Origin of the sequence: Rhodanobacter sp. OR92 (assembly GCF_000427545.1) — a bacterium.
Classification (GTDB): Bacteria; Pseudomonadota; Gammaproteobacteria; order Xanthomonadales; family Rhodanobacteraceae; genus Rhodanobacter; species Rhodanobacter denitrificans.
Genome location: NZ_KE386556.1, coordinates 394,613 through 414,972, shown reverse-complemented (window position 1 = coordinate 414,972; position 20,360 = coordinate 394,613). Strand labels below are relative to the sequence as shown.

The following is a 20,360-nucleotide window of genomic DNA, read 5'->3' as shown; positions in this document are numbered from 1 at the left end:
CGGCTCACGCGTCGACCGCGCGCGACTCCCGCCACTGCGCGATCGGCGCCGGGCGGCCGAGCAGGTAGCCCTGGCCCATCTCGCAGCCCATCGCCATCAGCGCATCGCGCTGGGCCGGCGTCTCGATGCCCTCGGCGATCACCTGGATGTTCAGCGCGCGGGCCAGGGCCAGGATCGCCGCCACCACGGTGGTGCTGGAGGTGTTGGCGCCCTTGTCCAGCTCCTGCACGAAGGCGCGGTCGATCTTCAGGATGCGCAGCGGCAGCGAGTGCAGGTAGCTGAGCGAGGAATAGCCGGTGCCGAAATCGTCCAGCGCCGCACCGATGCCGATCGCGCGCAGGCGCTCCAGCGTGGCACGCACGTATTCGGGGTTGTCCAGCAGCGCGCCCTCGGTGACCTCCACCACCAGCCGCGACGGCGGCAGCCCGATGTGTTCCAGCAACTGGATCAGGCGGCGGTCGAAATGCGCGTGGCGCAGGTGCAGCGCCGACACGTTCACCGTCATGAAACTGTCGTTGCGTTCGTGCTGCAGCAGCAGCCGGCAGCTGAGCTCGAACAGGTGCCAGTCGATCGTCTCGATCAGCCCGCTGTCCTCGGCGATCTTCAGGAAATCGCCCGGCCGCAACACGCCGCGTTGCGGGTGGTTCCAGCGCAGCAGCGCCTCGTAGCCGAGCGTGCGGTGGCTGCCGTCGAGCGCGCAGATCGGCTGGAAGTACGGCTCGAACTGGCCATGCAGCAACGCCTGGCGCAGCTCGCCTTCCAGCGCGAGCACGTCGACCACGGTCTGCGCCAGCCGCTCGTCGAACAGCTCGTAGCGCTTGCGCCCCAGTTCCTTGGCCCGGTACAGCGCGATGTCGGCGTCGCGCAACAGCTCGTCGGCCGCCGCGTAGTGGCCGTCGCCGATCGCGATACCCACGCTGGCGGTCACCTGCAGTTCCTTGCCGGCGACCGGCATCGGCGCGTCCAGCGCGTCCAGCACGCGCTGCGCCACGGCGGTGGCCGCCGACGGCAGGTCGTCCTGTTCCAGCAGGATCGCAAACTCGTCGCCGGACAGCCGCGCCACCAGGTCCGGGTGGCGCACGCAGCTGGACAACCGCTTCGCCACCTCCTTCAGCACCTCGTCGCCGGCCAGGTGGCCGAGGCTGTCGTTGATGATCTTGAACCGGTCCACGTCCAGGTACAGCAGCGCGCATTGCTGCTGCGGCTCGCGCCGCATCGCGGCCAGCACGCGCTCGATGCGGTCGCGCAGGTAGCCGCGATTCGGCAGCCCGGTCAGCGCGTCGTGCATGACCTGATGGCGCAGCTGGTCCTGCATGCGCTCGCGTTCGCCGATTTCCTTGCGCAAAGCCTGCGTGCGCTCCTCCACCCGCTGTTCCAGCTGTTCATAGGCGCGCTTGAGCGACTCGGCGGAGCGGCGCCGGGTGAGGCTGTTGGCGACCTGCGAGGCGACGAAGCTGAGCAGTTCCTGGTCGGCCGCGCCGTACACCACGTCGGCACGGTAGCTCTGCACGGCGACCAGGCCGATCACCTCGTCGGCCACGATCAGCGGCACGCCGAGCCAGTACATCGCTGGGGAATTCATGCGCCCCGGCGCGATCTCGCCGCGCCGCTCCAGTTCCTCGATGTCCGCGTTGTCCACCCGCAGCGCCCGGCCCAGGCGCAGCACGTATTCGCTCAGGCCGCGCGCCAGCACGCGTTCGGCCGGCGGCGCCAGCACTGCATCCACCGAATAGGGGAAGCTCAGCTTGCGGCCGTCGTCGGAGAGCAGCCCGATGAAGAAATTCTGCGCGTTCAGCAGTTCGCCCACCACCGCGTGCACGCGCCGGTAGAACGCGCCCTGGTCGATGTCCGCGGTGGCCAGCTCGGCGATCTGGAACAGTGCGGCCTGCAGGTGCTCGGCGCGCTGCCGCTCGACGATCTCCTGCTGCAGCCCGCGGTTCGCCTCGGCCAGCTGCAGCGTGCGCAGCTGCACCCGCTGTTCGAGTTCATCCTTGCCCTGCTTGCGCTCGAGCGCGGTGAGGATGTGGCTGCCGACGAACTGCAGCAGGGCGAGGTCCTCGTCGGTGAAGCCGATGTCCGGGCGATAACTCTGCACCACCAGCACGCCACACGGCTGGCTGCCGCGCAGCATCGGCACACCGAGCCAGTCGTGGCTGTCCGGACCGATCAGGGTCACCGGCCCGGCCACCTGGCTGCGCAGTTCCTCGGCGTCGCCCATGCGGGCCTTGCCATCGCTGATCACGTGCCAGGTCAGCGTGTGCTCGATCGCGCTCAATGGCAGGTCACGGCCGACCTCGAACAGGGGTGGCGACTCGACATCGACGAAATACAGGAAACGGATCGTGCTACGCGCGACATCGTGCAGCACGATGAAGAAATTCTCCGCGTACATCAGCGTGCTGACGATCGCGTGGATGCCGCGCAGCATGTCTGGCATGTCGCGCTCGGAACCGGCCAGGTCGGAAATCGCGAACAACGCGCGCTGGAGCGCCTCGGAACGTTCGAGTTGCTCGTGCGAATCCTGCAGCTCGGCCCATTCCAGGGCGCGCCGCAGGTGCTGGCCCGCAAGCCGCAGCGGCGCCTCCAGATCGTCGAAAAAACCGCCGGCCGCCGGTTCGTCCAGTTGCAGCAGCAGCAAGGCCGGCTGCGGCTGCACGCACAGGCGGACCGCCACGCGCGATCCGTCCGGGTGCCGGTGCGGGGCGGTCGCGCGAACGGCGCCGGCCAGCCATGCCTCATCCATCGCGGCCGGCAACGGCGGCACGCTGCGCCAGGTTGCGCCATCGTCCAGCCCCCACAACACGCAGGCGGCGGAACAGCCCGGCAAGGCCCGCGCCAGCTCGGCGATCGCGCCGGCCACCTCGTCCGGCGCATGCGCGGCGGTCAGCCGGGCCAGCCAGCCCAGCTGCAACGATCCCTCGTACGACATCGACCCGACGGCACCGGCATGCTTCATCGATGAGCTTCCCCCTTGCCCGGGCGTCCCCTCGCCGATCGGTCGAACCGCTCCTGCCGACCACATGGCGATGCCGGGCTGCCGCCAGCCTGCCTGCATGCGAGCGAACGCGCAATACCGATAAACTGCCGCCTGCCAGCCGGCGCCACGCTCGCCGCCGCCCTGCCCCTCGCGTCATCCGCGCCACAGGTTTCCGATCCACCGCATGCTCGCCGACACCACCAAAGACGCCATCCGCGCCGCCTACACGCGCCTGAAGGACGGCCTGCCGGATTTCCGTGCGCGCGCCTCGCAGGGACGCATGATCGCCGAGGTGGCCAAGGCGCTGGCCACCGAGGGCGGCGTGGCGGTGATCGAGGCGCCCACCGGCACCGGCAAGTCGATGGCCTACCTGATCGCCGGGGTGGCGGTGGCGCGCTTCCAGAAGAAGAAGCTGCTGATCGCCACCGCCACCGTGGCGCTGCAGGAACAGCTGGTGCAGCGCGACATCCCGCTCTACCTCAGGCTCAACGGCATCGAGGCGAAGGTGGCGCTGGCCAAGGGCCGCGGCCGCTACCTGTGTCCGCGCAACCTGCTGATGGCGCGCAACAGCATCAACGACGGCGCACAGATGGGCCTGGCCGGTTTCGATGCGGATCTCGCGCTGTGGAGCAAGCCGCCGCAGGCGCGCGACAAGCAGGCGCTGGCCAAGCTCGGCGCCGCGTTCGACCGCAACGAGTGGGACGGCGACATGGACGGCGCGCCGGAGCCGGTCAGCGACCTGCTGCGGCCGATGATCACCACCAGCGCCGGCGGCTGCACCAACCGCAAGTGCGGCCAGTTCATGATCTGTCCGTTCTTCGCCGCGCGCCGCGCGGTGGACGACGCCGAGATCATCGTGGCGAACCAGGACCTGGTGCTGGCCGACCTCACCATGCCGGGCGAGGACGGAGGCGATGGCACCCCGGCCTGGGGCGGCGTGATCCTGCCGCGTCCGGACGAGACGCTGTACGTGTTCGACGAAGCCCACCACGTGCCGGGCAAGGCGATCGACCGCGGCGCGGCCGAGGTCTACATGACCGCCACCGTGCGCCAGCTGAGCCGGCTCGGCCGGCAGGTGCATGCGGCGTATTCGCTCACCGACAAGGAAAGCCTGGGCAAGCTCGCGCTGGATGCCGGCGACGCGAAGCTGCAGGAACTCAGCGACGCACTGGAGGAACTGGAAAAGGCCATCCGCCTGGGCTGGCTGCCCGACCCGGCCGAGACCGAACCGATGTACCGCGGTTCGCTGGGCCAGCTGCCCGAGCCGTGGGTGGAGCATGCGCGGGGGCTCGGCCTGCTCACCGGCGAGGTGCAGCGCTGGCTGGGCGCGGTGCGCCGCGCGGTGGTCGAGATGACCGACGGCGGGCCGACTCAGGAGGCGCTGTCGCGCGAGCTGGGCATCGCGCTGGAACGCATCGGCCGGCAGGCGGCCTGCTGGCGTGCCTGGTCAGCCGACGATCCGGATGACGCGCCGCCGCTGGCGCGCTGGGTCACCCTGGGCGCCGACCAGCAGCTGGTCTGCCACGCCTCGGCCGTATCCGCCGCCGGCCTGCTGCGCAGCGTGCTGTGGGGCAACGCCAGCGGCGTGCTGCTGACCTCGGCCACGCTGAGCGCCGGCGGCAATTTCCGCGGCTTCGCCGATGCGGTGGGCCTGCCCGACGACGCGGTGACGCTGAGCCTGCCCTCGCCGTTCAACCTCGCCGCGCAGGCGCGGCTGGAAGTGCCCACGATGCGCACACTGCCCGACGCGCGCGAGGCGCACGCCGAGGAGATCAGCGAGTGGCTGGCCGACCACCTCGACTGGGGCGCCGGCAACCTGGTGCTGTTCACCTCGCGCGCCAAGCTCGACCGCGTGCTGCAGAAACTGCCGATCGCGCAGGTGCGCAAGGTGCGCGCGCAAGGTTCGCTGGGCAAGTCGCAGCTGGTGGCCGAGCATTGCGCCGACGTCGAGGCGGGCAAGGGCAGCACGCTGTTCGGGCTGGCCTCGTTCGGCGAAGGCCTGGACCTGCCCGGCAAGCTGTGCGAGACGGTGGTGATCACCCAGCTGCCCTTCGCGGTGCCCACCGACCCGGTCGGCGCCACCTATGCGGAGTGGCTGGAATCGCGCGGGCGCAACCCGTTCATCGAGGTCAGCATTCCCGAGGCCACGCGCCTGCTCACCCAGTACTGCGGCCGCCTGATCCGCAACGAAAGCGACTGCGGCCGCATCGTGCTGCTGGACCGCCGCGTGGTCACCAAGCGCTATGGCGCCGGCATGCTGAAGGCGCTGCCGCCGTTCCGGCGCGTCATCGAGAGAAGCGCATGATCCTCCGTCTGGCCGACTGTCCCCCGCAGCCGTGGAAGAACGGCCTGGGCCGCACCCGCGAAATCGCCATCGAACCGGCGGGCGCGGGCATGGACGATTTCCTGTGGCGGGTCAGCGTGGCCGAGGTGGACAGCGCCGCACCATTCTCCGCGTTCCCCGGCATCGACCGGCAGATCGTGCTGCTGGACGGCGCCGGCTTCACGATGACGCTGGACGACGGCCGCACGCATGCGCTGACCACGCCGTGCGCGCCGTTCGCGTTCCCCGGCGAAGCGCGGGTAGAGGTGGCGCTGGCCGGCGGGCCCACCCGCGACTTCAACCTGATGCTGCGCCGCGGCCGCGTGCGCGGCGGTATCGAGGTGTGGCGCGAAGCCGGGCCATACCCGACCGACGCCGCCACCGTGCTGGTGTACTGCGCCCGCGGCACGATCGATGGCGCCGACGGCACGCTGCAGGCAGGCGACGCCTGGCAGCGGTGCTCGCCCGCGGTGCTAACCTTGCGGCCGGGTGCGCTGGCGCTGGCCGTGCGGGTCGAGGCCGTCGCCTGACGGCTGTCACTAGGACGGCGGACGCCACGCCCGTACGCTTGTCACTCACCGTCCCCCGGAGTTTCGACCATGCCCGTGCTGATCCTCGGTCTCGTGTTGTTCCTCGGCGTGCATTCGCTGCGCCTCTTCGCCGACGGCTGGCGCAGCCGGCAACGGGCGCGACTGGGCGAGCTGCGCTGGAAAGGCCTGTACGCGCTGGTCTCGCTGTTCGGCTTTGCGCTGATCTGCTGGGGCTTCGGCCTGGCGCGCCAGCATGCCGTGCTGCTGTACGTGCCGCCGCTGGCCTTGCGTCACGCCAACGCACTGTTCACCCTGATCGCTTTCGTGCTGGTGGCTGCCGCCTACGTTCCGCGCAACCATCTCAAGGCGGCCTTCGGCCACCCGATGCTGCTCGGCGTAATGGTGTGGGCGTTCGGTCATCTGCTGGCCACCGGCATGCTGCACGACGTGCTGCTGTTCGGCGCGTTCCTGCTGTGGGCGGTGGCGCTGTTCATCGCCTCGCGCCGCCGCGACCGCCGCGAGGGCACGCGGTATCCGGCCGGCACGCTGCGCGGCAGTGCGCTCACGCTGGTGATCGGCGTGGTGGCCTGGGCGGTGTTCGCGCGCTGGCTGCACCTGTGGCTGATCGGCATGAGCCCGATGGGCTGAACAGCGGCCGCCGGGGGTGTCGGGAGTCACCCGCGCGGCGGCGCCGGCCTGCGCTACAGTGGGCGCCGTCCAACCCTTCGCGAGGATCACCGCATGGCCGCCTTCCTGCTCTGGCTGTTGCTGCTGGTGTTCTGCTGGCCGCTCGCGCTGCTGGCGCTGGTGCTGTACCCGATCGTGTGGCTGCTGTTGCTGCCGCTACGCCTGGTCGGCATCACGGTGAGCGCCGTGTTCGCCTTCCTCGGCGCGCTGCTGATGCTGCCCGCGCGCGTGCTGCGCGGGCGCCCGGTCTGAGCCGCGCCGACACGTGGAAAAACCGCACTCGCCCTCGTGCGAGCGCAACCGCGAACCGATCCTCGGCGTGCTGCGCGCGCATTTCGCCGACCGTCGGCGCGTGCTGGAGATCGGCAGCGGCAGCGGCCAGCACGCGGTGCACTTCGCCGCCGCGCTGCCGCAGCTGAGCTGGCAAAGCTCCGATCGCGCGGAAAGCCTGCCCGGCATCCGCGCCTGGCTGGACGAGGCGGCGCTGCCGAACACGCCGCCGCCGCTGGCACTGGACGTCGGCGGTGCCTGGCCGAGCGGCCCGTTCGACGCGGTGTTCAGCGCCAACACCCTGCACATCATGGCCTGGCCCGAGGTGCAGCAGCTGTTCGCGCGCCTGCCTGCGGTCACCACCGGCGATGCCGTGCTGGTGATCTACGGCCCGTTCAACGAGCACGGCCGCTACAGCAGCGACAGCAACGCCGCCTTCGACCAATCGCTGAAGGCCCGCGGCGCGCACATGGGCATCCGCGACGCCGAAGCCGTCGACGCGCTGGCCGCGGCGGCGGGCTTCGCGCTGGTCGACGACGTGGCGATGCCGGCCAACAACCGCTGCCGCGTGTGGCGCCGCGTGCACGGCTGAATCGCCGCCAGCACGGTACGCCTGCACAACCGCGCCGAACCGGGTACAAAGGCGGCATGAAGGCCATCGACACGTTGACCCCCTGTCCCTGCGGCAACCCGGCCGGTTACAGCCAGTGCTGCGGACCGCTGCACGACGGCGCACCCGCTGCCAGCGCCGAACAGCTGATGCGCTCGCGCTACAGCGCCTACGTGCTCAAGCGCGAGGACTACCTGCTGACCAGCTGGCATGCAGACACCCGCCCGGCCTCGCTGCGGCTGGCCGCGCAGCAACCGCCGCCGACCTGGCTGGGGCTGGAGGTGCGCCGCCAGCAGGCCCTCGACGACGACCACGCCACGGTGGAATTCGTCGCCCGCTACCGCCTCGGCGGCGGCCGCGCGCAGCGCCAGCACGAGACCGGCCGCTTCGTGCGCGAAGGCGGCCGCTGGTACTACCACGACGGCGAACTGAAGAGCTGAGCCTCAGAAACCCTGCACGCCGGCCGCGTGCAGGCGGACGGCTTGCGCGCGAACCGCGGGGCAGTCGAAGAACGCCACCAGCTGGTTCGCGCGCCCGGCGCCGATGCCTTCCATTGCCTGCCAGTCGCCGGCCGCGCGCGCGCTCAGGGCGGCCCAGTCGGGCAGTCCGGCCGCCACGCCGGAGGGCGCGCCCAGCGCCTGCAACCAGCGCGCGAACGGGCGATCGCGCGCCGCGGCAAAGCTGCGCGCCAGCGCCGTCGCACGGCTGGTGCCCAGGCCGGGCACGCCCGCCAGCTGTGCCGGCGTGAGCTCCATCCAGTCCAGCAGGCCATGCACCAGCCCGGCGTCGATCAAGGCCTGCCACGTCTCCGCGCCCAGCCCCTCCAGCTGCAGGCCCTGCCGGCCACCCAGCCACACCAGCCGCGCGCGGAACTGCTGCTCGCAGCCGGGCGTGGCCTGCCAGCAACTCAACGGGCCGTGCGCCTGCGGGTCGGGCGGCGTCACCGCAACGCGCTGCTGCGCGCGCCATACCACCGATTGCAGGCGCGGGATGGTCAGCCCGGCGAGCACCACCTCGACCTGGTCGCCGGGGCGGATGTCGAGCTGTTGCCAGCGCTTGAGAGAACCCACGCTGACTCGCTGCACGCGATGGTCGTCCAGCTGCACCGGCGCCAGTTCCAGCACCGGCGTGATGCGGCCGCTGCGCCCCACCGTGAAATCCACCGCGCGCACCTCGGCCAGCGCCGACGCGGCCGGGTACTTCCACGCCACCGCCCAGTCCGGCGGTGCCGCCGGCCAGCTCGCGGCCGGCGGCCGATGGCCCTGGCGCAACACCGTGCCGTCGGCGGCGAACGGCATGGGATGGCGATACCACCGCTCGCGCCAGTGCTTCACCTCCTCCAGCGTGGCCACCGGCTGCGTGTACGCCACGCTGTCGGCCAGCCCCATCGCCGCCAGCCCGGCCAGCCGCGCCGGCATGTCGGCCGGGCCGCTGGGCCAGTCCCACACGAACAGGCCGATCTGCGCGGCGCTGTCGGCATCCAGCGCCTCGCGCGCCAGCGCACCGGCCACCGCCGCGCGCGCGTTGGCGCCGCCGTCGTCGGCCTGCACGTGGCCGGGCAGGCGCCAGTACAGCTCGCCCTGCAACACCAAGCGTGCCGGCGCCTGCGGCAGCCGCTTCGGTATCGCGTCGATCAGTTGGGCCAGCGCCATCCAGTCCGAGCCGTGCAAGCCATCGCCGCGACTGGTCGCCTGGCGCAAGCGGCCGTCCACATACAGCAAGGTAACCGCCACGCCATCGGCCTTCGGCTGCACCCACAGGTCGCGGTCGCCGTGCGCGTGCATCCAGGCGCCGATCGCGGCGGCATCCGGCAACTTGGCCAGGCCGGTCTGCGCCACCGGTGCACGCACCCGGCCGCCGGCGTCGGCCAGCGGCGCCAGCGGCGCCGGTGCCTGCGCGGGGAAGCAGCGCCGCCACGCGGCAAGGCGCTGGCTGGCCTGGTCGTAGACCGCATCGCTCACTGGCGACTGGCCCTCGACGCGGTACCCATGGTTCCAGCCGTCCAGCCGCTCATGCAGCGCGGCGAGTTCCTGCCGCGCCCGCGCCGGCGGCCAGTCCGGGCAACCCGCCGCGTGCGCTGCACCGGCCATCGAGGCGAGCAGGATCAGCAACAGGCAAGTCGTGCGCATGCGACGCTCCGTTCCGTGGATGGCGTCGGCGAGGCTAGCGGCGAGGCCGCGCGACGGTCAGGCGGCGACGAGCGCGGCGGCACGTAGGCGCGAGGCGTCAGCCGATGGCGGTCGACCGCTCGCCGAAGCGCAGCAGCGTCTGGCCGTGGTAGCGGCCGTTCGGCCCGAAGCGGCGCTCCGCGATCACGCCGCAACCGTCGCGGTCGATCGCCACCACGGTGCTGGCGCGGGTGCCGTACTGTTCGCCGCGGATGAACGCCGACGACAGCAGACGCTCGCGTTCCAGCCCCACCCCGGTGTCGGGCAATTGCGTATCCGGCGCCTGCCGTTCATCGGCAAGCGCCTCGAACAACGGCGCGAAATCCGTGTCGTCGCCAGCGTCGATCCATTGCTGCAGCCGCTGCATCAGCGTACGGGTCTTCGGCCACGGCGTGTTGAAGTCGGCGTTGGACAGGCCGTGCACGCCCGGCGTCACTGCCTGCGCGCGCGGGTTGGGGCGGTTGCCGAGATAGAACGCCGCGCGCGCGTCGAAGGTGAGCAGGTTGAACGGCCGGTAGTCGGCAGCCGCGCGCAACAGCTGCTCCGCATGCGCCGCCGCATCGGCCTCGCCGCGCAGGTAGTCGCTGGCCAGCAGGCCGCGCGAGGCGCCGAGTTGCGGATCACGCGGGTCGCGCACGTTGGTCACCACGCAGCAGCGCCCGCCGTCGGCAACGCCCAGCCAGGTGCCGCCGGCCTCGAGATCGCGGCCGCCGACGATCGGCGCGTCGTCCCAGCGCGCCAGTGCCGCGCTGGGCCGCGCGTGGAACTCGTCACGGTTGCCCGCCAGCAGCAGGCGCCAGCGCGGATGCGACTCCCAGGCGAACGCGATCAGGCACATGCGCGAAACTTACGCCACGCAGGCCACCGCTTCCAGCGGAAGCTCGGCGAGCATCCGTGCGATCGAGCCGGCTGCCTCGCGCCCGTCGTGCACCGCGCGCACCACCAGGTCGGCGCCGCGCATGTTGTCGCCGCCGGCGAAGATCTTCGGGTGGCCGGTCTGGAACGGCAGCGCACCCGCGTCGCCGGCCAGGATGCGGCCGCCGGCGTCCAGCGCGATGCCATGTGTGGCGCACCACGCGGGCGGACTGGGACGGAAGCCGAACGCCTGGATCACCACGTCGGCACGCAGCTCGGTCTCGCTGCCCTCGACGTGCTGCAGCCGCGCGCGGCCGTCCGCATCGCGTCCCACCTCGGTACGCACCAGGCGCACGCCGCGCACCCGGCCTTGCTCGCCGAGCAGGGCCAGCGGCTGGTGATGGAACAGGAAACCCACGCCCTCCTCGCGGCTGTAGGCGATCTCGCGGCGCGAGCCGGGCATGCTGGCCTCGCCGCGTCGGTACACGCAGGTGACCGAGGCGGCACCCAGGCGCACCGAGGTGCGATTGCAGTCCATGCCGGTGTCGCCGCCGCCGAGTACCACCACGTGCTTGCCGTTGAGGTCGAGCGCCGGCGGCACCGGCTGGTCGTCGAGCAGGCGGTTCGCGTTGGCGATCAGGAACGGCAGCGCGTCGTGCACGCCATCGAGCTCGCGCCCGGGCAGCTCGCCGTCGACGAAGGTGTAGGCGCCGGTGCCGAGGAACACCGCATCGTAGTCGGCCAGCAGCCGCTCGAACGCGAGGTCGCGGCCGATCTCCACGTTGAGGTGGAAACGCACGCCCATGCCTTCGAGCACCGCGCGGCGGGTGTGGATCACCGTCTTGTCCAGCTTGAACGGCGGGATGCCGAAGGTGAGCAGACCGCCGATCTCGCGCTGGCGGTCGAACACGTCCACCGCGATGCCGGCGCGGCGCAACCGGTCCGCGCACGACAGCCCGGCCGGGCCGGCGCCGACCACCGCCACGCGGCGGCCGCTTTCCACCACGCCGGACAGGTCCGGCCGCCAGCCCTGGCGGAACGCCTCGTCGGTGATCGAGCGCTCGATGCTGCCGATGGTCACCGCGCCGAAGCCGCCCTGCTCCAGCGTGCAGGCGCCTTCGCACAGGCGATCGTGCGGGCATACGCGGCCGCAGATTTCCGGCAGCGGGTTGGTCTCGTGCATCAGCGTGGCGGCCTCGAACAGGCGCCCGTCCTGCACCAGCTTCAGCCAGTCCGGGATGTAGTTGTGCACCGGACAGGCGTGTTCGCAGTACGGATTGCCGCAGTCGAGGCAACGCTCGGCCTGGCCCACCGCGGCGGCCGGCGCGAAGTCGCCGCTGATCTCGCCGTAGCCGAGCACGCGGATCGCCACCGGCACCGCCTTGGGTGGCTGGCGGGGGAGATTGAGGAACTGGAACAGTTTGTCGCTCATGCCGCCCTCCGCAATTCGTCGGCCAGCGCGGCGAGGCTGGCCGCCTTCGGCTTGACCAGCCAGAAGCGCTGCAGCAGGCCGCGGAAATCCCCGAGCAAATGCCGCGCCCACGCGCTGCCGGTGAGCTCGGCGTGGCGCGCGATCAGGCTGCGCAGGTGCTGCATGTGGTGTTCCATGCCTTCGGGCGTGATGCGCACGATGTCGACCAGCTCGTGGTTGTAGCAATCGACGAAGTTGCGCTCGAGGTCGAGCACGTAGGCGAAGCCGCCGGTCATGCCGGCGCCGAAGTTGAGGCCGCAGGCGCCGAGCACGGCGACCACGCCGCCGGTCATGTACTCGCAGCAGTGGTCGCCGGCGCCCTCGATCACCGCCAGCGCGCCGGAGTTGCGCACACCGAAGCGCTCGCCGGCGCGGCCGGCGGCGAACAGCTCGCCGCCGGTGGCGCCGTACAGGCAGGTGTTGCCGAGGATCGCCGCGTCCTGGCTGGCGAACGGCGACTCGGCCGGCGGCCGCACCAGGATGCGCCCGCCGGCCATGCCCTTGCCGACGCCGTCGTTCGCCTCGCCGGTGAGCTCGATCTGCACGCCGCCGGCATTCCACGCGCCGAGGCTCTGCCCGGCACTGCCTTCCAGTTGCAGGGTGATCGGTTCGGGCATGCCGTGGTCGCCCCAGCGCCGCGCCACCGCGCCGGACAGCCGCGCGCCGATCGCACGGTCGGTGTTGGCGATGGCGTAGCGGAAGGTGCCGCCTGCGCCCAGTTCCACCAGCGGCGCGGCATCGTGGGCGATGCGCGTGGCCAGCGCCGCTTCGTCGCGCATCGGGTTGCGCGCCATCGTGCAGCCGCTGTCGACCGCGGTGCCGAGACCGTCGGCGTCGATCAGCCGCGACAGGTCGAGCTGCCGCTGCACCGGCGTGCTGCCCTCGGCCTGGCGCAGCAGGTCGCTGCGGCCGACCAGCTCGCCGAGGCTGCGCACGCCGAGCTGCGCCAGGTGCTCGCGCACGTCCTCGGCGAGCAGGCGGAAGTAATTCATCACCATCTCGGGCAGGCCGGTGAAGTGCTCCTGACGCAGCGTCTCGTTCTGCGTGGCGATGCCGGTGGCGCAGTTGTTGAGGTGGCAGATGCGCAGGTACCTGCAGCCCAGCGCGGCCATCGGGCCGGTGCCGAAGCCGAAGCTCTCGGCGCCGAGCAGCGCGGCCTTGATCACGTCCAGCCCGGTCTTCAGGCCGCCGTCGGTCTGCAGCCGCACGCGCCCACGCAGGCCGTTGCGGCGCAGCGTCTGCTGCGCCTCGGCCACGCCCAGTTCCCACGGCGTGCCGGCGTACTTGATCGAGGTGAGCGGGCTGGCGCCGGTGCCGCCGTCGTGACCGGAGATGGTGATCAGGTCCGCGCCGGCCTTGACCACGCCGGCGGCGACCGTGCCGACGCCGGCGTGCGAGACCAGCTTCACCGAGATCAGTGCGGTCGGGTTCACTTCCTTCAGGTCGTGGATCAGCTGCGCCAGGTCCTCGATCGAATAGATGTCGTGGTGCGGCGGCGGCGAGATCAGGCCGATGCCGGGCTTGGCGTAGCGCAGCCGCGCGATCAGCTCGTTGACCTTGTGCCCGGGCAGCTGGCCGCCCTCGCCGGGCTTGGCGCCCTGCGCGATCTTGATCTGCAGCACCTCGGCGTTGACCAGGTACTCGGCGGTGACGCCGAAGCGACCGGAGGACACCTGCTTGATCTTCGAACTCTTCTCGGTGCCGTAGCGTGCCGGATCCTCGCCGCCTTCGCCGGAATTGCTGCGCGCGCCAAGACGATTCATCGCGATCGCCAGCGCCTCGTGCGCCTCCGGCGACAGCGCGCCGAGCGACATGCCGGCGGAGTCGAAACGCTTGAGGATCGCCTCGACCGGCTCGACTTCATCGAGCGGCACCGGCTGGCCCGCCGCCTGCGGCAGCAGCAGGTCGCGCAAGGCAGACGGCGGGCGCGTGTCCACCTGTTGCGCGTAGCGCCGGTAGTCGGCCATCGCGCCGCTGCGCACGGCGACCTGCAGCGTGTCGATCACGTCGGGGTTGTACATGTGGTACTCGCCGCCGTGCACGTACTTGTAGATGCCGCCGGCGCGCAGCGGCTGCGCCTCGTTCCAGGCCTCGGCGGCGAGCAGGCGCGCGTCGTGCTCGAGATCGGCGAAGCCGGCACCGCCGATGCGCGACGGCGTGCCGGCGAAGCACAGCGCCACCACTTCGGGCGCCAGGCCGACGATCTCGAACAGCTGCGCGCCGCGGTAGCCGGCGATGGTGGAGATGCCCATCTTCGAGAGGATCTTCAGCAGCCCCTTGCGGATGCCGCGGCGGTAGCTGCGGCCGATCTCGCGCGCCGTGCCGTCGCCGCGCTTGATGTGGCCGTCGCGGCCCAGCTCGAACAGGCTCTGGTAGGCCAGCCACGGGTAGATCGCGGTGGCGCCGAAGCCGATCAGGCAGGCGAACTGGTGCGCGTCGCGCGCGGTGGCGGTTTCCACCAGCAGGTTGCACTGGCAGCGCAAGCCGCTTTCGACCAGATGCGCGTGGATCGCGCCGACGGCGAGCAGCGCGTGCGCCGGCAGCGTGTCCCGGTTCGGATAGCGGTCGGTGATGAAGACCATCCCGGCGCCGCCGCGTACGCCCTGCTCCGCTTCGCGGCAGAAGCGGCGCAGCGCCGCTTCCAGCCCTTCCTCGGGCCGGTAGCACAGGTCGATCTGCACGGTGGCGTCGACGAACTGCGGCAGCGCCAGCAGCTGGCGCAGCTTGCGCTGCGAGCAGATCGGCGAGTTCAGCAGGATCTGCTTCGCGTTGTCCGCCGACAGCTCGAACAAATTGCCTTCGCGGCCGAACTGGGTGACCAGCGACATCACCAGCCGCTCGCGCAGCGGATCGATCGGCGGGTTGGTGACTTGGGCGAAACCTTCGCGGAAGCGGTCGAACAGCGGCCGCACTTGGCGCGACAGCGCCGCCATCGGCGTGTCGTCGCCCATCGCGCCGGTGGCCTCAGCCTCGGTCTCGGCCAGCACCTTGAGCACGCTCTCGCGCTCTTCGCGGCTGAGGCCGTACAGCTTCTGGTAGCGGCGCAGCACTGGCGCCGGCAGCGGCTCGGCGGCGAGGCTGGGATCGATCAGGTCCGATTCGAGATAGCTGACACCGGCGCGCAACCAGTCGCGAAACGGCGCGCGGCTCTTGTTGATCGCATCGATGTCGGCGTCGTGCAGCAGGCGCCTGCCGGCGAAATCCACCGCCAGCATCTGGCCCGGGCCGAGCCGGCCCTTGGCCACCACGCGCGCGGCCGGCACGTCCCACAGGCCGGCCTCGGAGGCGACGATCAGCAGGTTGTCGTCGGACAGTGCCCAGCGCGCCGGGCGCAGGCCGTTGCGGTCCAGCGTGCAGGCGGCGTAGTGGCCGTCGCACATGACCAGCCCGGCCGGGCCGTCCCACGGTTCGCTGTGCAGCGCGTAGTACTCGTAGAAGCCGCTGAGGTCCTCGTCCAGATCCTCGCGCGCCGCGTACGCCGGCGGCACCAGCACGCGCATCGCGGTGAGCATGTCGAGGCCGCCGGCCAGCAGCACCTCCAGCGCGTTGTCCAGGCTTTCCGAGTCCGAGCCGTCCTGGCGCACCAGCGGGCCGAGGTCGGTGAGGTCGACCCGCGGCGAACGCAGCACCGCCTCGCGCGCCTGCATCCAGCGCCGGTTGCCGCGGATGGTGTTGATCTCGCCGTTGTGCGCGAGCAGGCGGAACGGCTGCGCCAGCCGCCATTGCGGCGTGGTGTTGGTGGAGAAGCGCTGGTGGAACACCACCGCATCGCTGGCCAGCGCCGGATGGTGCAGGTCGGCGAACACGTCGCGCAACCGGCCGGGCGCCGCCATCGCCTTGTAGCCGATCGCGTGCACCGACAGGCTCACCACGTAGAACTGCGGGTCATCCACCAGTGCCGCCTCGGCGCGGCGGCGCGCGCGGAACAGCGCGCGCTCGAACGCATCGTCGTCCATCCCGGGCGAGGCATTCACGAACACCTGGCGCACGCGCGGGCAGGTGGCGTATGCCAGTGGGCCGCAGGCTTCGGCATGGATGGTCACCTCGCGCCAGCCGGCCAGCGCCAGCCCGGCCTCGGCCAGCTGCCGCTCGAACGCGATCGCGGCCGCCTCGCCGCCAGTCGGGTCGAGGAACACCAGCCCGGCCGCGAAACGCTCGCCCGGCACGATACCGTCCGCCGCGGCCAGCGCGCGCAGCCAGTCCGCCGGGCGATGGATCAGCACGCCGCAACCGTCACCGCTGATGCCGTCGGCGTTGACGCCGCCGCGGTGGGAGAGTTTCGCCAGCGCCGCGAACGCGGTGTCGACCAGCGCGGCGCCGGCGCGCCCGTCGATCTGCGCCACCAGGCCGAAGCCGCAGCTGTCGTGCTCGAAAGCCGGGTCGTACAACGTCGCCGTGCCGCTTGCCGCCATCTCACCCCTCCGGGCTGCGCAGGCTGCCGCGATGCCGATGGCACCGTCGTTTTGCGCAGGAGCGGTTCCGACTAGAGCACAATTGTTGCGGCGCGTCAAAACATTTGTTTGGACGGCTAGACTTCCATCCACTGTCGTCGCCGGATGCAACCGTGGCGGGATCGGCGCGTCGAACGGCGCGCCCCCGCCGCAACCCTCGCCGTGGCCGGCGGCGGATCCGCGGCGAACCCGCGCCCGGCGTGCGGCACCGCCCGACACGCCCGTCTCGCTCCATCCGCTCCGCTCGGGGATAATCGGCTGCATGCCCAAACCCATCCGCTTCGCTGCCCACCCCGTCCGCTGCCTGATCTTTGCCGCACTGCTGGGCTGTCTGGCCGTCACTCCGCTGCAGGCGCGCCAGGACGGCACGAGCCGCAGCGAACAAGCCGAGGCGAAGCAGAAACTGGCCGAGCTGCGCCACAAAATGGAGGCGCTGGCCAGGGAGCAGGCCGACACGGCGGCCCGCCGCGACAGCGTCAACGCGGAACTGGCCAGGCAGGCCAACGCACTGGCCGGCGCGGCGCGCGCGGTGCGCCAGACCGATGCCGAGCTGGCGGCCAAGCAGCAGCAGCTGGACCAGCTGCAACAGCAGCGCGGCGCGCTGAAGCAGACGCTGGACAGCCAGCGCGCCGCTATCGCCGACCTGCTGCGCGCCACCTACGCGCTCGGCCACGGCTCGGACCTGCGCCTGTTGCTGGGCGACGAGGACGTGGCGCGCATCGCCCGTGCATTGGTGTACTCGAAATACTTCCAGCAGGACCGCGTGCAACGCGTGCAGCGGCTGATGGCCGACCTGGCCAAGCTGCAGGAGCTGGAGGACGCGATCACCGCCGAGCAGCAGGCGCTGCAGGCGACCCGCGCCCAGCGTGAGCAGCAGGCCGCCGCGCTGGCCCGGCAACGCGCCGCGCAACAGCAGCTGGCCGCCGAGACCGACGCCCGGTACAAAGACCAGGCGCAGCGGCTGGCCGCGCTGAAGCAGAACGCGCAATCGCTCAACAACCTGCTCGACAAGCTGCAGAAGGCGATCGACGAAGCCGCTGCGCGCGCCGCCGCCGAACGCGCCGCGACGGTCAGGAAACATCCCGGCCACCGGCCGCCGCCGCTCGCGGTCGGCGGCGCCGGCGCCAACATCCGCGGCAACCTGCCGTGGCCGGCCAGCGGCGTGGTCAACAGCTACGGCAACGGCGTGCTGATCAAGGCCGGCGGCGGCAGCGAGATCCATGCCGTGGCGCGCGGGCGGGTGATCTACGCCGGCTTCCTGCGCGGTTACGGCATGCTGCTGATCCTCAATCACGGCAACGGCTGGATGAGCATGTACGGCAACAACGAGACCCTGCTGCGCGAGGTGGGCGACCAGGTCGAGGCCGGCCAGGCGATCGGCACCGCCAGCCCGCCCACCGGCGTCAATACCGGGGTCTATTTCGAGCTGCGCAAGGCCGGCAAGCCGGTCGACCCGCGCAGCTGGCTGAGCCAGCGCCGTTGACGCGACCGCCGCCGCATCGCAGGCTAGCAACGAGTTAACGCTGAATTACCCCGGCATCTGGTTGTCTCATGCCTGACCACTTTTCCCGTCGCGCTCCGGCGCGGCGTTGCCTGCTGCACGGAGTCACACGCATGCGTCTTTCCCCTTCTAGCCCGCCGATCGGCATGGCGGTCCTGCTGCTGGCCGTTCCGTTCCTGCTCGCCGCGCCGGATGCCCGCGCGCAGAGCGCACCGGCGGCTGCCGCCAGCGTGGCGGCGCCGCCGGTCGACCTGCCGGCCACCACCAGCAGCGCCGACGCGCCTGCCGGCGCCCGTTCCGCCAACCAGGTGGATCTTGACGACATCCGCAACTTCAGCCGCGTCTACGAGGTGGTGCGCCAGGCCTATGTGGAGAAGGTTGACGACAAGACCCTGATGAAGGCCGCCATCACCGGCATGCTCAGCGGCCTGGATCCGCACAGCGAATACCTGGACAAGGACGGCCTGACCCAGCTCAGCGAGGACACCACCGGCGAGTACAGCGGCCTCGGCATCGAGGTGCTGCAGGTCGACGGCGGCCTGCGCATCGTCTCGCCGATCGACGACACCCCGGCGGCGCGCGCCGGCATCAAGCCGGGCGACAGCATCGTCAAGATCAACGGCAGCGTGGTCGACGCGCAGAACGTGGACGAGATGTTCAAGCAGCTGCGCGGCAAGCCGGGCAGCAAGATCGACCTGACCATCGTGCACCCGAACAGCGACAAGCTGATCGACCTGCACCTGGTGCGCGAGAACATCTCGGTCAGCAGCGTCAAGGTGCGCGAGCTGGAGCCGGGCTACGCCTACGTGCGGATCAGCCAGTTCCAGGAGGACACTGCCGGCGACCTGGAGAAGAAGCTGGGCCAGCTGATCGCCGAGCACGGGGCGCCGAAGGGCGCCGTGCTCGACCTGCGCAACAATCCGGGCGGCCTGCTCACCGCGGCGGTGGGCGTCAGCGACGACTTCCTCGATGCCGGCACCATCGTCACCACCCGTGGCCGGCTGCAGGACGCGAACATGAGCTTCAAGGCCCACCCCGGCGACCAGCTCGGCGGCGCGCCGATGATCGTGCTGACCAACAACGGCACCGCCTCGGCCGCCGAGATCGTCTCCGGCGCGTTGAAGGACAACCACCGTGCGCTGACCATGGGCCAGCGCACGTTCGGCAAGGGCGTGGTGCAGACCGTGCTGCCGCTGGACGCCGACCACGCGGTGAAGATCACCACCGCGCGCTACTACACGCCGAACGGCACCTCGATCCAGGCCGAAGGGATCAAGCCCGACATCGCGCTGGCCGACCTCACCGTGAACGAATCCGACCGCGGGCCGGTGCTGATCAGCTCGGAGGCCGACCTGCCGAACCACCTGGCCAACGAGAACGCCAAGGCCGGCGCCGACATCAACAACGACGGCAGCGCCGACGACGCCAAGCTGGCCACCAGCGACTACGCGCTGTCGCAGGCGCTGAACGTGCTCAAGGGCATGGCGCTGCGCCAGCCTGCCGCCGTGCGGCGCTGAACCGACGCCTCACCCCGTGCAGACACGAAAACGGCCCCGCGCGGGGCCGTTTTCGGTCGAGCCGTGATGCGCTGTTCAGGCCACCGCGGCGAACAGACCGCGCATCTTCTTCATCGCGTTCGCCTCGATCTGGCGAATCCGCTCGGCAGACACACCGTACTCGTCGGCCAGGTCCTGCAGCGTGGCCTTGCTGGCATCATCCAGCCAGCGGCGCTGGATGATGTCGCGCGAGCGCGGATCCAGATGGCCGAGCGCATCGCTCAGCGTCTCCATCTGGTTGTCGGCGTAGTCCTCGTCGGCCGCGTTCTCGTACGGGTCGGCGCCATCGTCGACCAGGAACGCCGCCGGGGCCGGCTTGGCGTCGTCGTCGGCATCGGCCGGGGCCTCGAAACCGATGTCGCGGCCGGACAGGCGCGATTCCATCTCGCGCACGGTCGCCTCGGGCACGCCCAGATCCTTCGCCACGGTACTCACCTCGGCCGCGTTCATCCAGCCCAGGCGCTTCTTGCTCTTGCGCAGGTTGAAGAACAGCTTGCGCTGCGCCTTGGTGGTGGCGACCTTGACGATGCGCCAGTTCTTCAGGATGAACTCGTGCATCTCGGCACGGATCCAGTGCACCGCGAAGCTGACCAGGCGCACGCCCTGGTCGGGGTCGAAGCGCTTGACCGCCTTCATCAGGCCGATGTTGCCTTCCTGGATCAGGTCGGCCAGCTGCAGGCCGTAGCCGCTGTAACCGCGCGCCACGTGCACCACGAAGCGCAGGTGCGACATCACCAGCTTCTTTGCCGCCGACAGGTCTTCCTTTTCGTTGTAGCGGCGCGACAGTTCCTGCTCCTCGTCCTGGCTCAGCACCGGGATGCGATGCACGGCCGAGATATAGGCGTCCAGGCTGCCGACGACGCTGGGCAGGTTGCTGGGGGTGATCGCCAAGGCTTGGGACATGGGTGGAACCTCCTGAACGACGTCAAAGTTTAGCACTCGGATAGTTGGAGTGCTAAAG

General features: G+C 71.0%; 14 protein-coding genes. 8 read left to right on the top strand and 6 right to left on the bottom strand.

The features are described from left to right. Nucleotides 1-4: 4 nt before the first annotated feature. Nucleotides 5-2,956: an EAL domain-containing protein gene (locus RHOOR92_RS0113515; RefSeq protein WP_027490490.1), complete on the bottom strand. Its 2,952-nt coding sequence runs from the start codon at nucleotides 2,954-2,956 to the stop codon at nucleotides 5-7. Between the two features lie 205 nt (nucleotides 2,957-3,161). Between RHOOR92_RS0113515 and dinG the strand changes: the two genes are divergently transcribed. The 6 genes from dinG to RHOOR92_RS0113485 all read left to right on the top strand — a co-directional run bounded on the left by dinG (nucleotide 3,162) and on the right by RHOOR92_RS0113485 (nucleotide 7,837). Continuing rightward, nucleotides 3,162-5,282, top strand: coding sequence for an ATP-dependent DNA helicase DinG (dinG, locus tag RHOOR92_RS0113510; protein WP_027490489.1), 2,121 nt, complete (start codon nucleotides 3,162-3,164; stop codon nucleotides 5,280-5,282). Further along, nucleotides 5,279-5,830: a HutD family protein gene (locus tag RHOOR92_RS0113505; protein WP_027490488.1), complete on the top strand. Its 552-nt coding sequence runs from the start codon at nucleotides 5,279-5,281 to the stop codon at nucleotides 5,828-5,830. The genes dinG and RHOOR92_RS0113505 overlap by 4 nt, the downstream gene beginning before the upstream one ends. A 69-nt stretch (nucleotides 5,831-5,899) precedes the next feature. Continuing rightward, nucleotides 5,900-6,478, top strand: coding sequence for an NnrU family protein (locus RHOOR92_RS0113500; RefSeq protein ID WP_027490487.1), 579 nt, complete (start codon nucleotides 5,900-5,902; stop codon nucleotides 6,476-6,478). A 93-nt stretch (nucleotides 6,479-6,571) separates the two neighbouring features. After that, entirely contained in the window at nucleotides 6,572-6,769 is a 198-nt protein-coding gene (locus tag RHOOR92_RS0113495) for a hypothetical protein (protein ID WP_007508724.1), read from the top strand. Nucleotides 6,770-6,782: 13 nt separating this feature from the next. Continuing rightward, nucleotides 6,783-7,379 carry a DUF938 domain-containing protein gene (locus tag RHOOR92_RS0113490; RefSeq protein ID WP_027490486.1) on the top strand — a complete coding sequence of 199 codons (597 nt, stop codon included), beginning with the start codon at nucleotides 6,783-6,785 and terminating at the stop codon, nucleotides 7,377-7,379. A 56-nt stretch (nucleotides 7,380-7,435) separates the two neighbouring features. Further along, nucleotides 7,436-7,837: a YchJ family metal-binding protein gene (locus RHOOR92_RS0113485; protein ID WP_007508729.1), complete on the top strand. Its 402-nt coding sequence runs from the start codon at nucleotides 7,436-7,438 to the stop codon at nucleotides 7,835-7,837. A 3-nt stretch (nucleotides 7,838-7,840) separates the two neighbouring features. Here RHOOR92_RS0113485 and ligB read toward each other — a convergent pair whose 3' ends face one another. From ligB to gltB, 4 genes are all read right to left on the bottom strand, one after another. Continuing rightward, nucleotides 7,841-9,526: an NAD-dependent DNA ligase LigB gene (gene ligB / locus RHOOR92_RS0113480; protein WP_027490485.1), complete on the bottom strand. Its 1,686-nt coding sequence runs from the start codon at nucleotides 9,524-9,526 to the stop codon at nucleotides 7,841-7,843. Between the two features lie 97 nt (nucleotides 9,527-9,623). Next, on the bottom strand, nucleotides 9,624-10,403 hold the full coding sequence (locus RHOOR92_RS0113475) for an NRDE family protein (RefSeq protein WP_007508732.1): 780 nt from the start codon (nucleotides 10,401-10,403) through the stop codon (nucleotides 9,624-9,626). A gap of 9 nt (nucleotides 10,404-10,412) precedes the next feature. After that, on the bottom strand, nucleotides 10,413-11,852 hold the full coding sequence (locus tag RHOOR92_RS0113470) for an FAD-dependent oxidoreductase (RefSeq protein ID WP_027485239.1): 1,440 nt from the start codon (nucleotides 11,850-11,852) through the stop codon (nucleotides 10,413-10,415). Next, nucleotides 11,849-16,303 (bottom strand): glutamate synthase large subunit, encoded by a 4,455-nt coding sequence (gene gltB / locus RHOOR92_RS0113465; protein WP_027490484.1) that lies wholly within the window; start codon nucleotides 16,301-16,303, stop codon nucleotides 11,849-11,851. Before gltB ends, RHOOR92_RS0113470 begins: the two co-directional genes overlap by 4 nt. 301 nt (nucleotides 16,304-16,604) lie before the next feature. Here gltB and RHOOR92_RS0113460 point away from each other — a divergent pair, with 301 nt between their 5' ends. Both RHOOR92_RS0113460 and RHOOR92_RS0113455 read left to right on the top strand, forming a co-directional pair. Continuing rightward, nucleotides 16,605-17,825: a peptidoglycan DD-metalloendopeptidase family protein gene (locus RHOOR92_RS0113460; protein ID WP_007508739.1), complete on the top strand. Its 1,221-nt coding sequence runs from the start codon at nucleotides 16,605-16,607 to the stop codon at nucleotides 17,823-17,825. 131 nt (nucleotides 17,826-17,956) lie between these two features. Next, the gene (locus RHOOR92_RS0113455) at nucleotides 17,957-19,360 is read left to right on the top strand and encodes a S41 family peptidase (RefSeq protein ID WP_015448881.1); all 1,404 of its coding nucleotides are present in this window, start codon (nucleotides 17,957-17,959) and stop codon (nucleotides 19,358-19,360) included. A gap of 75 nt (nucleotides 19,361-19,435) precedes the next feature. Here the strand turns inward: RHOOR92_RS0113455 and rpoH are convergent, their stop codons facing one another. Then, on the bottom strand, nucleotides 19,436-20,302 hold the full coding sequence (gene rpoH / locus RHOOR92_RS0113450) for an RNA polymerase sigma factor RpoH (RefSeq protein WP_007508743.1): 867 nt from the start codon (nucleotides 20,300-20,302) through the stop codon (nucleotides 19,436-19,438). Between the last annotated feature and the right edge of the window lie 58 nt (nucleotides 20,303-20,360).

Bases quoted from the DNA above. Each gene is read 5' to 3' on its own strand.
- rpoH (WP_007508743.1), bottom strand. From the start codon at position 20,302: ATGTCCCAAGCCTTGGCGATCACCCCCAGCAACCTGCCCAGCGTCGTC.
- RHOOR92_RS0113455 (WP_015448881.1), top strand. From the start codon at position 17,957: ATGCGTCTTTCCCCTTCTAGCCCGCCGATCGGCATGGCGGTCCTGCTG.
- dinG (WP_027490489.1), top strand. From the start codon at position 3,162: ATGCTCGCCGACACCACCAAAGACGCCATCCGCGCCGCCTACACGCGC.
- RHOOR92_RS0113475 (WP_007508732.1), bottom strand. From the start codon at position 10,403: ATGTGCCTGATCGCGTTCGCCTGGGAGTCGCATCCGCGCTGGCGCCTG.
- RHOOR92_RS0113495 (WP_007508724.1), top strand. From the start codon at position 6,572: ATGGCCGCCTTCCTGCTCTGGCTGTTGCTGCTGGTGTTCTGCTGGCCG.
- RHOOR92_RS0113460 (WP_007508739.1), top strand. From the start codon at position 16,605: ATGCCCAAACCCATCCGCTTCGCTGCCCACCCCGTCCGCTGCCTGATC.
- RHOOR92_RS0113505 (WP_027490488.1), top strand. From the start codon at position 5,279: ATGATCCTCCGTCTGGCCGACTGTCCCCCGCAGCCGTGGAAGAACGGC.
- gltB (WP_027490484.1), bottom strand. From the start codon at position 16,303: ATGGCGGCAAGCGGCACGGCGACGTTGTACGACCCGGCTTTCGAGCAC.
- RHOOR92_RS0113500 (WP_027490487.1), top strand. From the start codon at position 5,900: ATGCCCGTGCTGATCCTCGGTCTCGTGTTGTTCCTCGGCGTGCATTCG.
- ligB (WP_027490485.1), bottom strand. From the start codon at position 9,526: ATGCGCACGACTTGCCTGTTGCTGATCCTGCTCGCCTCGATGGCCGGT.
- RHOOR92_RS0113485 (WP_007508729.1), top strand. From the start codon at position 7,436: ATGAAGGCCATCGACACGTTGACCCCCTGTCCCTGCGGCAACCCGGCC.
- RHOOR92_RS0113515 (WP_027490490.1), bottom strand. From the start codon at position 2,956: ATGAAGCATGCCGGTGCCGTCGGGTCGATGTCGTACGAGGGATCGTTG.
- RHOOR92_RS0113470 (WP_027485239.1), bottom strand. From the start codon at position 11,852: ATGAGCGACAAACTGTTCCAGTTCCTCAATCTCCCCCGCCAGCCACCC.